11 protein-coding genes and 1 pseudogene are annotated in these 14,275 nt (G+C 67.2%); 7 read left to right on the forward strand and 5 right to left on the reverse strand.

Features of this window, described 5'->3' with window-relative positions:
• The 3 genes and pseudogenes from EV560_RS33995 to EV560_RS34005 all read left to right on the forward strand — a co-directional run.
• Positions 1-519: pseudogene (locus tag EV560_RS33995) on the forward strand (porin); the annotation flags it as partial.
• A gap of 291 nt (positions 520-810) precedes the next feature.
• Positions 811-3,222: an OmpA family protein gene (locus EV560_RS34000; RefSeq protein ID WP_131860311.1), complete on the forward strand. Its 2,412-nt coding sequence runs from the start codon at positions 811-813 to the stop codon at positions 3,220-3,222.
• A 9-nt stretch (positions 3,223-3,231) separates the two neighbouring features.
• Positions 3,232-3,723, forward strand: a complete 492-nt coding sequence (locus EV560_RS34005) for a hypothetical protein (RefSeq protein WP_131860312.1) — start codon at positions 3,232-3,234, stop codon at positions 3,721-3,723.
• Between the two features lie 21 nt (positions 3,724-3,744).
• Here EV560_RS34005 and EV560_RS34010 read toward each other — a convergent pair whose 3' ends face one another.
• The gene (locus EV560_RS34010; RefSeq protein WP_131860313.1) at positions 3,745-4,638 is read right to left on the reverse strand and encodes an alpha/beta fold hydrolase; all 894 of its coding nucleotides are present in this window, start codon (positions 4,636-4,638) and stop codon (positions 3,745-3,747) included.
• A gap of 137 nt (positions 4,639-4,775) precedes the next feature.
• Between EV560_RS34010 and EV560_RS34015 the strand changes: the two genes are divergently transcribed.
• Positions 4,776-5,495 carry a class I SAM-dependent methyltransferase gene (locus EV560_RS34015; protein ID WP_131860314.1) on the forward strand — a complete coding sequence of 240 codons (720 nt, stop codon included), beginning with the start codon at positions 4,776-4,778 and terminating at the stop codon, positions 5,493-5,495.
• Positions 5,496-5,691: 196 nt separating this feature from the next.
• On the opposite strand, the gene EV560_RS34020 is transcribed toward EV560_RS34015, so the two are convergent.
• Positions 5,692-7,794 carry a lytic transglycosylase domain-containing protein gene (locus EV560_RS34020; protein WP_131860315.1) on the reverse strand — a complete coding sequence of 701 codons (2,103 nt, stop codon included), beginning with the start codon at positions 7,792-7,794 and terminating at the stop codon, positions 5,692-5,694.
• A gap of 165 nt (positions 7,795-7,959) precedes the next feature.
• Here EV560_RS34020 and dapA point away from each other — a divergent pair, with 165 nt between their 5' ends.
• From dapA to smpB, 3 genes are read left to right on the forward strand one after another with little or no spacing between them, the layout of a single operon-like run.
• Entirely contained in the window at positions 7,960-8,853 is an 894-nt protein-coding gene (gene dapA, locus EV560_RS34025; RefSeq protein ID WP_131860316.1) for a 4-hydroxy-tetrahydrodipicolinate synthase, read from the forward strand.
• 52 nt (positions 8,854-8,905) lie between these two features.
• Positions 8,906-9,553 carry an FMN-binding negative transcriptional regulator gene (locus EV560_RS34030; protein ID WP_131860317.1) on the forward strand — a complete coding sequence of 216 codons (648 nt, stop codon included), beginning with the start codon at positions 8,906-8,908 and terminating at the stop codon, positions 9,551-9,553.
• Entirely contained in the window at positions 9,550-10,020 is a 471-nt protein-coding gene (smpB, locus tag EV560_RS34035) for an SsrA-binding protein SmpB (RefSeq protein ID WP_131860318.1), read from the forward strand. Before EV560_RS34030 ends, smpB begins: the two co-directional genes overlap by 4 nt.
• A 159-nt stretch (positions 10,021-10,179) precedes the next feature.
• Here smpB and EV560_RS34040 read toward each other — a convergent pair whose 3' ends face one another.
• The 3 genes from EV560_RS34040 to EV560_RS34050 all read right to left on the reverse strand — a co-directional run bounded on the left by EV560_RS34040 (position 10,180) and on the right by EV560_RS34050 (position 14,175).
• Positions 10,180-10,914 (reverse strand): superoxide dismutase, encoded by a 735-nt coding sequence (locus tag EV560_RS34040; protein WP_248312343.1) that lies wholly within the window; start codon positions 10,912-10,914, stop codon positions 10,180-10,182.
• 118 nt (positions 10,915-11,032) lie between these two features.
• Positions 11,033-11,659 carry a LabA-like NYN domain-containing protein gene (locus EV560_RS34045; RefSeq protein WP_131860319.1) on the reverse strand — a complete coding sequence of 209 codons (627 nt, stop codon included), beginning with the start codon at positions 11,657-11,659 and terminating at the stop codon, positions 11,033-11,035.
• 305 nt (positions 11,660-11,964) lie between these two features.
• Complete coding sequence (locus EV560_RS34050; protein ID WP_131860320.1) at positions 11,965-14,175, reverse strand: RelA/SpoT family protein; 2,211 nt, start codon at positions 14,173-14,175, stop codon at positions 11,965-11,967.
• Between the last annotated feature and the right edge of the window lie 100 nt (positions 14,176-14,275).

Here is a 14,275-nt window from a genome sequence, read left to right on the forward strand (position 1 = left end):
ATGCTCGCCGCTGGCGACAACATCGTCCTGCAGGCTGCCTATGCTGACGGCTCGCTCGGCTACATCGGCTGGTATCCGGGCACCTTCGGCGTCGGCCGTCTCGGTGGCCTGACCCTGGCTGACGCCACGCTGAACACCATCACCGGCAGCGTCGACAACAGCTCGGGCTTCTCGCTCGTTGCGGCTCTCAAGCACTTCTGGACCCCCCAGCTGCGCACCGAGATCACCGCTTCGTACTCGCAGCTCAAGCTGAAGTACATCGACGCCGCCAGCTTCGGTGCCTTCGCTCGCTCGCTTGATCCGAAGGAATACAACATCGCTGCGAACCTGATCTGGTCGCCGGTGTCCGGCCTGGATATCGGCGTTGAGGTTCTCTACACCCACCTCGACGTTCGCAGCCCGGTTCAGGAAGCCATCAATGTCGGCACCGGCGCTGCCGCCAGCGTCCGCAACGGCCTCCTCGGCATCAAGAACGACGATGCTTGGGCTGGTCGCCTCCGCATCCAGCGCGACTTCTGATCGCCTCTCGCGATCCTAGTCGGAAGCCCCGGGGAAACCCGGGGCTTTTTTGTTTGGATATCGTGACTTAGCGACTTCGCCGCGCTTGACAGGTCAGCGCAGTGTCGAGCGAAATAGGCTACGGTTCGCGTAGCTGAAAGCGCCACAACGGAACGGTCGGATCGCTCACCTGAGGGGTCGGGCCGGAAAATATCCAGGGTGCAATTCGCTCCGAGCCGGCGAGATGGGGCTGGCATCGAGGCGGGGATTGGAATGGCGCAACCGGCAGGTTGGCTATGGGGTCTGATACCTTTGACCCTGCTCTGGGGCGCGACCAATCTCGTCTTGAGCGATGCGGTTCAGCGCGATGTCGCGCGCCGCGCGGTCGCGATTGCGGCGGAAACGGCCGGCGAAGCGCCCGGCGCCCGCGCGATCGCGGCTCGGGTCATCGGTCGCGACGTCTGGATCAGCGGCGAGGCGCTCTCAGCCGATGGCGCCAACAAGGCCATGGCGCGGCTGCGCTCCGAATTCGGCGTTCGCCGCGCCCTTGGCGGCCTGTCGCAGGTCGTGGCCATGACGCCCTATAGCTGGGCCGCCAACCGCGACGACAAATCCGTCACCCTGAGCGGCTTCGTGCCGGACGAGGCGACGGCGAAGGCCAATGTCGCGACGGCCAGGGCGACATTGCCCGGATTGCGCGTCGAAGACCGCCAGGAGCTGGGCTTTGGCGCGCCGGCGGGCTTTGCGGCGATGGCGCAGGCGCTCCTGGCCAGGTTGCCCGGCCTCGCGACCGGCAAGATCGCTCTGGACGATACCCGCTTCTGCATCGAGGGCCGCGCCGCTACGCCGGAGAATTTCCTGGCGCTGCGGGCCGCGACGGGGCAGGGCGATTTCAAGCTGGTCGAGTGCAATCTCGAGCCGCCGGTCGTGAGCCCCTATCGCTGGAGCGCGGAAAAATCCGCCCAGGGCGCGATCGCGATCACCGGCTTCTATCCCTCGGATGCGGTCAGGCGCCAGGTCGCGGCCGCGCTGCGCCGCAGCTTCCCGGAGCCCACCGGGATCGACGATCAGACCAAGCCGGCCCTCGGCGCGCCGAGCGCCTTCATCGCGAAGACCGCGCGCGCGATCACCGATCTCGCCCGGCTGCGCAGCGGCAAGGTCGAGCTCAGCGCCGACAGCTATACGCTGAGCGGCGCCGGGCCGGCGGATTTCGACTCCTGCCAGGCCCTGCGCCTGCTGATCGCGCAGACCGATGGGCCCGATTCGGTCGCGCAGGCCTCGATCGAATGCCCGCCGCCGCCTCCGCCCATGCCGCCCTTGCCGGAGATCCCGCCGCTCTTCATTCCCGTCGAGCCGCCGCCGCCGGCCCCTGTCGCCGACAAGCCCGTCCCGGTGCCGGAACAGCCTGCGCCACCGGTCGCGGCCGTGCCGAAAGGCGTCGAAGCGAAGGAAGCGTCCCTGGCGCCGACAGCCACGGGCCTGTCGGTGCCGGCCGAGCCCCAGGCCCTGCCGAGGCCGCCGGCGACCAGCGCGTCCCTCGCCAGGGAGCCCGCTCCACCTCCTCCTCCAGTTGCGCCTCCTCCGCCGCCGCCACCGCCCGTCGCTTTGCGCTGGCAGGCCGAGAAGAAGGATGGCGGCGTCACCCTCAGCGGGCTCGTGAAGGACGCGACGACGCGAGCCGGCTTGTTGCAGGCGGCGCTCAAGGCGGCGCCGTCCGGCCTCGTTCAGGATCGCTTGAGCCTCGAGCCGAACCTGCGTGAGACGCCCGACTACGCCGCGGCGACCGGCTTTCTCCTCGAAGCGCTCGCGAGCATGAGCGCAGGCTCTGTCGCGATCGACGGCACGACGGCGGCGCTTTCCGGTGCCGTCGCCGACGAGGAATCATGGCGCGCGCTCGACGCATTGCTCGCGACGAAACCTCTGCCGGGCAACCTCTCGGGCAGCCTCGATCTGAAATCCGTCGGCATGCGGCCCTACGCGCTGACGATCTCGGCCGACAAGTCGGGGGCTGGCCTGACCGGCTATTGGCCGGATGCCCAGACCCGTGCCGCCGTGCTGTCGGCGCTGGAGGCCTCGCCCCTGCACGGCAAGGTCACGGACGAGGCGCGGATCGCCCCGGGCGCACCGGCGAGCTTTGCCGCAGCGGCACAGGTGGCTGCGACCAATCTGCTGCGGCTCGACCTCGGCAGCGCCCGCCTGACCGAGGCCGGGCTCGAGATCCAGGGCCTGACCTGCCGCGACCTGATCAAGTCCGAGATCGAGACCAGCATCGCCTCCGGCCTGCCGGCGGGCGTCGGCGGGCGGGCCGATATCGGCCTGCGCCAGACCGGCTGCGTCATCGACCCACCCAATACCTGCCAGAATGATCTGGACGCGCTGACCAAGCGCTATTCCGTGCTCTTCGGCCAGGGGACGGCGGTGGTCGTGCTCGATCCGGTGACCGAGCGGGCGATCACGGAAGCCTCCGCCATCCTCAAGCAATGTCCGGCGGCGCGCGTCACGATCGAGGGCCATGCCAATCGCGACGGCGAGCGCTTCGGCTTCGACAATCTCGACCTGTCGAACCGGCGCGCCCAGCGCGTTCGCGACGAATTGGTCAAGCGCGGCATCGTGGCGGCCCAACTCGACGTGAAGGGCTATGGCGCACAGCGGCCGCTGATCGGCCATGACGAACCGGAGGCGAAGGTGACGAACCGGCGCGTCCAGTTCACGGTCGCGAAATAGGAGGCCGGAATGCTGTATCTGGCCACGCAATTCGCCTGGTTCCTGCTCGCGGCCTTCGCCATGGGCGCTCTCATGGGCTGGATCAGCGGCGCCGGGCGGCTGCCGCTGTCCGGCGGGCCGCTTCCCTATGCCATTGCCGGCTGGCTGCTGGTCGCGGCCCTGACCTGGCTGCAGAGCGTCAATGGCGCCGTCGCGCTCTGGACGGAGACCGCGCTGCTCTACGTCGCGGCCTATCTCGCCGGCTGCTATCTCGCCTGCCTCATTCGCGGCGCGCTGCCCGCGGCCATGCCGGAGCCCGCGGTCGCGGGCGCGGGGCCGATGGTGAAGCCGGACAATCCGCCCGCCGTTGCGCCGGTGGTCGCGGCCGCTGCCACCAGCATGGCGGCGCAGGCCCCCGCGGAAACCGATCCTGTTGCAGTCGGAGCCAGGCCGGCGGATGAAGCCTCTCCCGAGGCCACGAAGCAGGCACGGAAGAAGCGCACGAAGCCGGGCAAGGCCTGAGCCTTCCCGAGATCCTTCGTCTCAGGCCGCCCGCTTCTCGGCCCGGCTGATCAGCTTGCCGACACGCCGGACCATGTCCCTGGAGCCGAGCAGCGGCGCATGGCCCTGGCCGGGCGCGACAAAGATCTCGCAATCGGGATGACGCTCGCCCATCTCCTGCAAGGTCTTCTCGGCGAGCAGGTCGGAATTCGCGCCGCGGATCGCCAGCAGCGGCACGGCGTTGAGCCCGTCGAAATAGCTCCACAGCTCCGGCAGCGGCACTTCGAGGTCGAGCGCCTCCAGCACCTTCATCAGGTTGGGGTCATAGTCGGGCACCAGCCGGCCGTCGCGCTCGGTCCAGGTCCGGCGCGCCATCATCTCCCATGCCGCATCGTCGAATAGCGGGAACTGCTGGTCCGAGAGACGTTTCAGGATCTCGGCGCCCTCGGTAAAGCTGCGCGGCATTGGTAGTTTGCCGACATAGCCCCTGATCCGCAGCAATCCGCGTGCATCGATCACCGGACCGACATCGTTGAGCACGGCGCCCTTGATCAGCGCCGGCCGTGCCGCCGCCAGCGCCATGGTCAGCAGCCCGCCGCGCGACGTGCCGATGAACACGGCCTGCTCGATCCCGGCCGCGGTGAGCACCTGCAGGAGGTCGTCGAGTTCGATGCGGATATCGTAATTCGCCCAGGTCTTGTCGTAGTCCGAGCGGCCGCGCCCGCGATAATCCAGTGCCAGCACGCGCCGCGACTTGGCCTCGTCCTGCGCCAGAGCCAGCGCCAGTTCATGGAAATCGGCCGCGGTGCGGGCAAAGCCCGGCAGGCAGATCACCGGCATTGAGGGCGAGGCGAGCGGGCCATAATCGCGGGCGTGCAGCTTCAGGCCGTCGCGGGCGCTGATGAAGAAAGACCGAAAGCCCGTATCAGCGCTCATGCCGTCCTCGCGCGTGAGATATTCCCGGAACCAGCTTGCGGCTTAGCCGCGAAGCCGGCCAAGCTCAATATCGGCGGGCCAATTGGAGCGCTTGCGCTGCTCCCCTTCTGCGGCCGCCACATCAAAGGACCCAAATCTTGACTGCACCATCCGCCGATGCGGCGCGGAAATTCGATCCGGGCCGCGCTGCCGAATACGAAACCCAGAGCCGCATCGCCCTGGCGGGCTATGATGCCTGCCACGAGCTCTCCGCCTGCATGCTTGCGGCCACGCTCGGCCAGGGCAGGGAAGCCCATGTCCTCGTCGTCGGCGCGGGCGGCGGCGCGCAGGAGGTCGTCACGGCCGGCGCGCTGGAGCCGGCCTGGCGCTTCACGGCGCTCGATCCATCCGAGCCCATGCTGGACCTGGCCGTCGCCAGGCTGCGGCAACATGGCCTGCTCGAGCGTACTGAGGTTCATCTCGGCTATATCGACGATCTGCCGGCCGAAACGCGCTTCGACGCGGCGACCCTGATCGGCGTGCTGCATCACATCCCCGGCGATGAGCCCAAGCGCGCGCTGCTGCGCGCGCTCGCCGCGCGCCTGCGGCCAGGCGCGCCACTGGTCCTGGCCGGCAATCGCTACGCCTATGCCAGCCAGCCCCTGCTGCTCAAGGCCTGGGGCGAGCGCTGGCGCATGCACGGGGCGAGCGCGGACGAGGTCCAGGCGAAGCTCGGCAAGATCCTGCAAGGCGCCGACCCGCCGCATTCGGAAGCGGCGGTCGCGGCCCTGCTGGACGAGGCCGGCTTCGAGCCGCCGACCTGGTTTTTCTCGAGTCTGTTCTGGGGCGCCTGCATCGCGCTCAGGCGCGGCGGCTGAGCCGCCTCGCGCATCGGCCCGAAAAGTGGATTGCGGTTTTCGGAAACAGCCGATGCGCAAGACAGGAAGCCAGATCATCGGCCCGAAAAGTGGATTGCGGTTTTCGGAAACAGCCGATGCGCAAGACAGGAAGCCAGATCATCGGTCCGAAAAGTGGATTGCGCTTTTCCGAACAAGCCGGTGCGAAGACAATAACCTAGTCGGAGTTGCGGCCGCCGCGCTTCAGATCGTAGTCGATCAGATAGGCGGTGCGCTGGTCGAGCCTGTGGCGGTAGACCTGCAGGTTCTCCATCACCCGCTGCACATAGTTGCGCGTCTCGTAGAACGGGATGCGCTCCACCCAGTCGACCGCGTCGACCTCGGGCTTGCGCGGATCGCCATAGGCGTCGATCCATTTCTTCACATTGCCCGAGCCGGCATTATAGGCGGCGAAGGTCAGGATGTAGGAGCCCTTCCAGTCCTTCAGCAGGTCGTTGAGATGCGCCGCGCCCATCTGGGCCGAATAGAGCGCATCCTGGCTGAGCCGCGGCAGGTCGAAGGGCAGATTGGCGCGCCGCGCCGTCTCGCGCGCGGTCGCCGGCATCATCTGCATCAGCCCGCGCGCCCCGGCATGGGAGACCGCCCCCGGATCGAAGGCGCTTTCCTGCCGCGCGATCGCATGGACGATGGCGCGCTCCATGGGGTCGCCGACGACGGGGAAATCCGGCACGCCGAAGGTCGGGAAGGCGGCCATGTCGAGCGGGAAGCCGCGCTGCAGCGCTGTCTTGCCGACGGCTAGCAGGGCTTTGACATCGCCCTCGCGCCTGGCGATCGCGGCGACGGCCTCCAGGGCCGGCGTCGTGTACAGGCGCTGGGCCAGATCGAGTAGCATGATTCCGGCGAGATCGCGCGCGCCGATCTGGTAGAGCAGCCTGACGCCGCGATGCCCCGGCAGCTGCGTCAGCTCGGCCGCTGCCGCGCTGCGCAAGGGCAGGTCGGACAGGCCGAGGCGGGCCCGGGCGAGTTGGCCGTAATAGGCGATCGGATGCGCGGCCGCTTCCTCGTAATGGGCCTTCGCGGCCTCGCTATTGCCCATCGCCTCGGCGGCGCGGCCCTGCCAATAGGCGGCGCGCGTGACCGAGATCGGCGTCTCCGCCAGCTTGAAGGCTTCGGTGAAATGCGCGAGCGCCAGCCCGGGCTGGTTGCGGAAACGCAGCGCGATGAAGCCGGCATGCCATTCGGCATCGATCCTCTCGGCATTGTCCTCGCCGCCATGCGCGGCCGCGACCTCATAGGCCTTGGCGGCATTGCCCTCGTCGAGCAGCTTGCGGATGACGATGCGGCGCTCCACCCACCATTCGTCGCCATCGCCGAGCAGGGCTGGATCGCGCGGCGCCTTGTTGAGGAACTGGGCCGCTTCGAGCGGCTTGTTGGCGCGCCTCGCCTGCTGCGCCTGCAGGAACAGGAAGGAAAGATCGTTCCGCAGCGAGGCCGGCACGGCATCGATCTGCTTTTGCGGGAGCGGGGCCTTCGCCTTGGCGCTGGCGAGCCGGGCCTGCGCCAGCTTGACGTAATCGGCCGAGACGCGCGCCGCATTGCGCAAGGCGGCCTCGTCCTTCTCGCGGAACAGGTAGCGCTCGGTCCGCAACCGGTGATCGGCCGGCGTCAGCACGTCGCCGAACTCGGCCAGGACCAGCTTTTCCAGAGGCTGGCCGAGATGGTCCATGCGCCAGGTCTCGCGGATCAGCGAGGCGGCGTCGGCGGCCTTGCCATCCGCCTTGAGCGCGCGCGCCAGCGCGACGCGTCCGGCCGGGCTCACCGGCCTTTGTGCATGGAAGAAGGCACGGATCGTCGTGTTGCTCTTCTTCTCGGCGATCAGCGCCTCTTCGGCGCGGCGGCGAAACAGGGTCGTCGCCGGATAGTTCGGATAGGTGGTGAGGAAGCTGTTGATCCGGGCGAAGTTGATCGCGCCGCCGCCGCAGCGGATCGCCACCCATTCCAGCAGCGCGCGCGCCGCGCGATCGTCGATCGAGGCGGCGAGCCCATCGCCTTCGCCGATGGAGCCGTTGCGATAGGCCTCGACCGCGCTCTTCAGCGCCGTCAGGTCGGGCGCCGGCTCCGGGCGGAGCTGTTCGGCGGGATAGGGCAGCGCGCTGGTGGTCTCGACATCCGCGACAATCGCAAGGCGCTGCTTTTGATTCTGGTTCTGGTTCTGAAACGGGTGCTCGCCATCGTCGCCGGCCTGGGCGGTCATGACCAGGGCGATCAGCGTGGGCACAAGAAACGTAGTCAGTCGTCTGACGGCAGGCGACCTGTACATGGCTGATTCCTGAAGGACGCTCGATCCTGATGGTCCGGGAAGGGGATTGATGAAGCCTTAACTCTACGGCCACGCATTTTGATGGGTTGCCGGCTTTGCGCATGCCGGGCGAGGGTTTATGTGTCTTGCCCACTCATTGTGGAAATTCTGTGGGACGCCTCGACCATGACCAAGCACGCGCCGATCACGGGCTCTCTAACTGCGCTGGTGACCCCCTTCAAAGGCGGCAAGGTGGATGAGGACGGTTTGCGCGCGCTGGTCGAGTGGCAGATCGAGAGCGGCAGCCATGGCCTGGTCCCGGTCGGCACCACCGGCGAGAGCCCGACGCTGAGCCATGACGAGCATAAGCGCGTCACCGAGATCGTCGTCGACCAGGTCAAGCGCCGCGTCCCGGTCGTCGCCGGCGCGGGCTCGAACGATACCACCCATGCGGTCGAATTCGCCGTTCATGCCGAGAAGGCCGGCGCCGACGCCCTGCTGGTGGTCACGCCCTATTACAACAAGCCGACCCAGGAGGGCATGTATCAGCACTTCAAGGCGGTGAACGATGCGGTCGGCAAGCCGATCATCATCTACAACATCCCGCCGCGCTCGGTGGTCGACATGTCCGTGGAGACCATGACCCGGCTCTACGAGCTGAAGAACATCGCCGGGGTCAAGGACGCCACCGCCAATCTCGCCCGTGTCTCGCAGCAGCGCCACGCCATGGGGCCGGACTTCATCCAGCTCTCGGGCGAGGACATGACGGCGCTGGCCTATATGGCCGCCGGCGGTCATGGCTGCATCTCGGTCGTCGCCAATGTCGCGCCGAAGCTCTGCTCGGACCTGATGGTCTGCGTGCAGAAGGGCGACTATGCCGCCGCGCTCAAGATCCAGGACCGGCTGGTGCCGCTGCATGACGCCGTCTTCAAGGAGCCTGGCCTTGCCGGCGCCAAGCACGGGCTGAAGCTGCTCGGTCGCGGCGAGGAGGAGGTGCGCCTGCCGCTGCTGCCGGTCACGCCCGGGACGGGCGAGATCATCCGCAAGGCGATGGTTCACGCCGGCCTGTTGAATGCCTAAATAACAACGCTGCGCTCGCCCGGCCCCGCCCGGCAAAGCGCCGGAGGGTGAGATGTACGAGCCGAGTCATTTCAAGGTCGAGGATCGCGAGGCGCTGCACGGCGTCATTCGCGCCAACCCGCTCGCGACGCTGGTGACGGCGGGCGAGGGCGGGCTGCTGGCCAATCCCGTGCCCTTCGTGCTGCATCCCGAGCTCGGCGAGCAGGGCGTGCTGCGCGCGCATCTCGCCCGGCCGAATCCGCAATGGCGCGCCATCGCGGAGGGGGCCGAGACGCTGGTGATCTTCACCGGCGTCGAGCGCTACATCACCCCGGCCTGGTATGCCGCCAAGCAGGAGCACGGCAAGGTCGTGCCGACCTGGAACTATGTGACGGTGCAGGTGCGTGGCCCGGCTCGTGCGATCGAGGACAGCGACTGGCTGATGGCCCAGCTCGAATCCCTGACCCGGCAGCAGGAGGCGCCGCGCGCCGAGCCCTGGGCCGTGACCGATGCGCCCGCGCCCTTCATTGCGGCGCAGACCCGCGGCATTGTCGGCATCGAGCTCGAGATCGCCTCGATCATCGGCAAGTTCAAGCTGAGCCAGAACCGGCAGGAGGCCGACAAGCTCGGCGTCCTCAACGGCTTGAGCGCCGACCCGGAAACGGAGTCCCAGGCCATGGCCGGTCTCGTCAAGGAATATGGTTTCAGGCCGCGCCCATGAACAAGCCCAATCCGGAGCGCTACAAGCTCGCGGCCGATAACCGCAAGGCGCGCTTCAACTACGAGATCACCGAGACGCTGGAAGCCGGCATCGCCCTGCAGGGCACCGAGATCAAGTCGCTGCGCGGTGGCAAGGCGACGATCGGCGAGAGCTATGCCGGGCCGATGGGCGAGGAGCTCTTCCTCTTCAACGCCCATATCCCGGAATATCTCGAAGCCAACCGCTTCAACCACGATGTCCGGCGGCCGCGGAAGCTGCTGCTGCATCGCCGCCAGATCAACAAGCTGATGGGCGCGATCCAGCGCGAGGGCTTCACCGTCATCCCGCTCAAGGTCTATTTCAACGACAAGGGCCGGGCCAAGGTCGAGCTCGGCCTCGGCCGCGGCAAGAAGCTGCACGACAAGCGCGAGACCGAGAAGACGCGCGACTGGAACCGCGACAAGCAGCGGCTGCTCAAGAACAGCTGATTTCCTTCTCCTCCTGCTGGAGAAGGTGGCGGCGAAGCCGAGACGGATGAGGGGTCGCGCGACGCTCCCCGTCCGGGCTTTCTGATCTGCGAGAAGGCCGATGTCGCGCGACCCCTCACCCCAACCCTCTCCCGCAGGGGGAGAGGGGGCAGGTCGACGCTACCCCATCGCCTTCTTGAAATTGGCGTTGGCCTTGTCCCAGTTCACCGTCTTCCACCAGGCCGCCAGATATTCCGGACGACGGTTCTGGTATTTGAGGTAGTACGCATGCTCCCAGACATCGACGCCGAGCACCGGCCTGGCGCCGAGCTCGAGCGGTGTGTCCTGGTTGGCGGTCGAGATGATCGCGAGCTTCTTGTCCTTGTCGACGACGAGCCAGGCCCAGCCCGAGCCGAAGCGGCCAGCCCCGGCGGCGTTGACCTTGGTCACCATGTCCGCGACCGAGCCGAGCGAGCCCTGGATCGCGCTCGCCAGCTCGGCCGAGGGCTGCTGCGCGCCGCCTGGCGTCATCAGCTCCCAGAAGAAGGAATGGTTCCAGTGGCCGCCGACATTGTTGCGCACGCCGGTGCGGACAGTCTCCGGCACGGCGCTGAGATCGGCGAGCATCGTCTCGATCGGCGTCGTCCGCAGCTCCGGCCATTGGCCGACCAACGCATTGGCATTGTTCACATAGGCCTGATGATGGGCGCTGTAATGGATCCGCATCGTCGCCGTATCGATATTCGGCTCCAGCGCATCGAAGCCGTAGCCGAGCGGAGGCAGCGTGAACACCGGTGGAGGCGGGGGAGCCGCCGGAGCGGGCGCTGCCTGTGCCAGCACGAGCGCTGGACGGGCGAGCATGAAGGTGCCGGCGGAGCCGGCGGCAAGCGCGGTGATGAAGCGGCGACGATGCACGATGAACCCTCCATGGTAGCGAGCGGTCAGTGTGGCGCGCCGTCAGGCGCGGTCAAGCACCGGCCGGCGCGATGAAAGGTACCGTCGGTCCGTCGCTGCCGCAGCGCGGCATGTCGACTCAGGGCTCGACGGTCTCGTCGCCCTGGCGGATGCCGTAGCGGCGTTCCAGGCCGGGATTGCCGGGGGTCCCGGGAGCAGCAGGGCCGCGCGAGCCACGCTCGGACGGGTCGCGCCCGATCTTGGGCATCAGATGCGCAAGGTCGAGGAACTCGTCGCATTGCCGGCGCAGCTCGTCCGAGACCATCGGCGGGTTGGTGGTGATGGTCGAGACGACCGAGACCTTGACGCCCTTGCGTTGCACCGCCTCGACCAGCGGCCGGAAATCGCCGTCGCCCGAGAACAGGTAGATCTGGTCGAGATGCGGGGCGAGCTCGAGCATCTCGATGGCGAGCTCGATATCCATATTGCCCTTCACCCGGCGCCGCCCGGTCGCGTCGGTGAACTCCTTGGCGGCCTTGGTGATGACGCGATAGCCATTGTAGTCGAGCCAGTCGACCAGCGGGCGGATCGACGAATATTCCTCGCTCTCGACCAGGGTGGTGAAATAGAAGGCCCGGATCAGGTTTCCGCGCGCCTGGAATTCCTTGAGCAGCCGACGATAGTCCATGTCGAAACCGAGCTGCTTCGACGTGGCATAGAGGTTGGCGCCATCGATGAAGAGCGCGATGCGCGGGTCGGCGGCCATGGGAAAATTACTCCTGCTCAAAGAATGCCTTAAATGACAGAATTAAGAAAGATGGCGGTCTAACCATGTCGAATGGCCGCCAATTTTTCAGCAGCGAGGTCGTTCCGATGTGGCTTCTCGCCGCACTCGGTCTTGCTCGGCAGCTCAGGCCAGGACCTCGTCTTCGGTCATTGGGTGCTCGATTCCGGTCACAAAACTCTAACGTCTTAGCGGTGGAGCGGGGGAAGTTTCAAGCTGGGCCTTCGACCTAATCACAACAAGGAAAACGGCCCGCTTCCCTGCCCGGACGAGGTACTTCCCCAACGTCAGCCGACCACGCGTTCGACCCGGCTGATCACCCGCTTCTCGCGCAATTCGCTGATGATCGCGCTGAGATGCTTCAGGTCCCAGACCGTGAGGTCGATCGTCACATTGGTGAAATCGGGGTTGGGCCGGTTCATCGCGACCGCGTCGATATTGCCGTCATGCTCGGCGATCGTGGTGGTGATCTGCGCCAGCGAGCCGGGCTCATTGATCGAGTTCAGGGCGATCCGGGCCGGGAAGCGCTGCGGCACCTTGTCGTCGAGATCCCAGCGCACGTCGAGCCAGCGGTCCGGCTCGTTGTCGAAGGCGGCGAGCGAGGGCGATTGGATCGGATAGATCGTCACGCCTTCGCCCGGCGTCAGGATGCCGACGATGCGGTCTCCCGGCACGGCGCCGCCATCGGGCGCGAAGCGCACCGGCAGGTCGCCGCCCAGGCCCCGGATCGGGATGGCGTTGGCGCCTGGCGTCTCGCCGGGCAGCTTGAACTTGAGATTGTCGCCCTTGCGCAGCTCGAACCAGCCCTTGCCGTTGCTGGCGGCCTTGGGGTCGCCGGCGCCCCCGCGCTTCTCCGGTTCGAGATCGGGATAGACCGCCTTGACGACGTCGCCCGAGAACATCTCGCCGCGCCCGACAGCGGCCAGCACGTCATCGACCGCGGTGCGCGCCAGCCGCTTCAGCGCCGCCTTGAGCTTGTCGTCGGTGAAGGGGCGCTCGGCCCGCGAGAAGGCGCGCTCCAGGATCTGGCGGCCGAGGCCCGCATATTGGCGGCGCACGGCGGTGCGGGTGGCGCGCCGGATCGCGGCGCGGGCCTTGCCGGTGACGACGAGCGATTCCCAGGCCGCCGGCGGCGCCTGGCCCTCGGCGCGGGTGATCTCGACCTCGTCGCCATTCTGCAGCTCGGTCAGCAGCGGCGCGATGCGCCCGTTGATCTTGGCGCCGACGGCGGTGTTGCCGACATCGGTATGAACCGCATAGGCGAAGTCGATCGGCGTCGCGCCGCGCGGCAGGGCGATCAGCCGCCCCTTCGGCGTGAAGCAGAAGACCTGGTCGTGGAAGAGCTCGAGCTTGGTATGCTCGAGGAATTCCTCGGGGCTGTCGCCCTCGGCCAGCAGGTCGACCGTGCGCCTGAGCCATTGATAGGCCCGGCTCTCATCGGCGAACTGGGTCAGCTCGGTGGTGCGCCCGTCCTTGTAATGGGCATGGGCCGCGATGCCGTATTCGGCGATGCGGTCCATCGTGTCGGTGCGGATCTGCAGCTCGACGCGGCTATGGCCGGGCCCGACCACGGTCGTATGGATCGAGCGGTAGTCGTTCTGCTTCGGCGTCGAGATGTAGTCCTTGTAGCGGCCCGGCACCATCGGCCAGGTGGTGTGCACGATGCCGAGCACGCGGTAGCAATCGTCGATCGTGTCGACGATGACGCGGAAGCCGAAAATGTCGGAGAGCTGCTCGAAGGAGACCGATTTGCGCTCCATCTTGCGCCAGATCGAATAGGGCCGCTTGCGCCGTCCCGCGACCTCGGCATGGATGCCGCGGGCGGAGAGCTTCTCCTTCAGGTCGATCTCGATCGCGCTGATCACCTGGCCCTCGCGCTCGGTGACCTCCTCGAGCCGCTTGGTGATGGTGGCGTGCGCTTCCGACTTGATATGGCGGAAGGCGAGCTCCTCCAGCTCCTCGCGCAGCTCCTGCATGCCCATGCGGCCGGCAAGCGGAGCGTAGATCTCGGCCGTTTCCTCGGCGATGCGCAGGCGCTTCTCCGGCGGCACGAAATGCAGCGTGCGCATGTTGTGCAGCCGGTCGGCGAGCTTGACCAGCAGCACGCGGACATCGTCGACGATGGCGAGCAGCAGCTTGCGGAAATTCTCGCCCTGCGCCGCCTTCTTGGAGACGAGGTCGAGCTTCTTGATCTTGGTGAGCCCGTCGACGAGCCGGCGGATCTCCGGCCCGAACATGCTCTCGATCTCTTCGAGCGTCGCGGCCGTGTCCTCGACCGTGTCGTGCAGCACGGCGGCGACGATGGTGGCATCGTCGAGCTTGAGATCGGTCAGGATCGCCGCGACTTCGAGCGGGTGGGCGAAGAACGGGTCGCCGGAGGCGCGCTTCTGCGTGCCATGCGCCCGCATGGCATAGACGTAAGCCCGGTTGAGCAGGTCCTCGTCCGTGTTCGGATTGTAGCTCCTGACCCGGTCAACGAGCTCATATTGCCGCATCATGCCCATGCGGGCCCCAGTACCTGCCAATGGTTTGCAATCATTCAATATCGGCACGGCAGCAGGACGCGGCAAGGCAAAATTGGAAGGGCGGCATGAAAAA

The organism is Allobosea sp. BK604 (genome assembly GCF_004341515.1).
In the GTDB taxonomy this organism is placed as follows: domain Bacteria; phylum Pseudomonadota; class Alphaproteobacteria; order Rhizobiales; family Beijerinckiaceae; genus Allobosea.

Bases quoted from the DNA above. Each gene is read 5' to 3' on its own strand.
- EV560_RS34050 (WP_131860320.1), bottom strand. From the start codon at position 14,175: ATGATGCGGCAATATGAGCTCGTTGACCGGGTCAGGAGCTACAATCCG.
- EV560_RS34010 (WP_131860313.1), bottom strand. From the start codon at position 4,638: ATGAGCGCTGATACGGGCTTTCGGTCTTTCTTCATCAGCGCCCGCGAC.
- EV560_RS34030 (WP_131860317.1), top strand. From the start codon at position 8,906: ATGTACGAGCCGAGTCATTTCAAGGTCGAGGATCGCGAGGCGCTGCAC.
- EV560_RS34020 (WP_131860315.1), bottom strand. From the start codon at position 7,794: ATGTACAGGTCGCCTGCCGTCAGACGACTGACTACGTTTCTTGTGCCC.
- dapA (WP_131860316.1), top strand. From the start codon at position 7,960: ATGACCAAGCACGCGCCGATCACGGGCTCTCTAACTGCGCTGGTGACC.
- EV560_RS34005 (WP_131860312.1), top strand. From the start codon at position 3,232: ATGCTGTATCTGGCCACGCAATTCGCCTGGTTCCTGCTCGCGGCCTTC.
- EV560_RS34045 (WP_131860319.1), bottom strand. From the start codon at position 11,659: ATGGCCGCCGACCCGCGCATCGCGCTCTTCATCGATGGCGCCAACCTC.
- smpB (WP_131860318.1), top strand. From the start codon at position 9,550: ATGAACAAGCCCAATCCGGAGCGCTACAAGCTCGCGGCCGATAACCGC.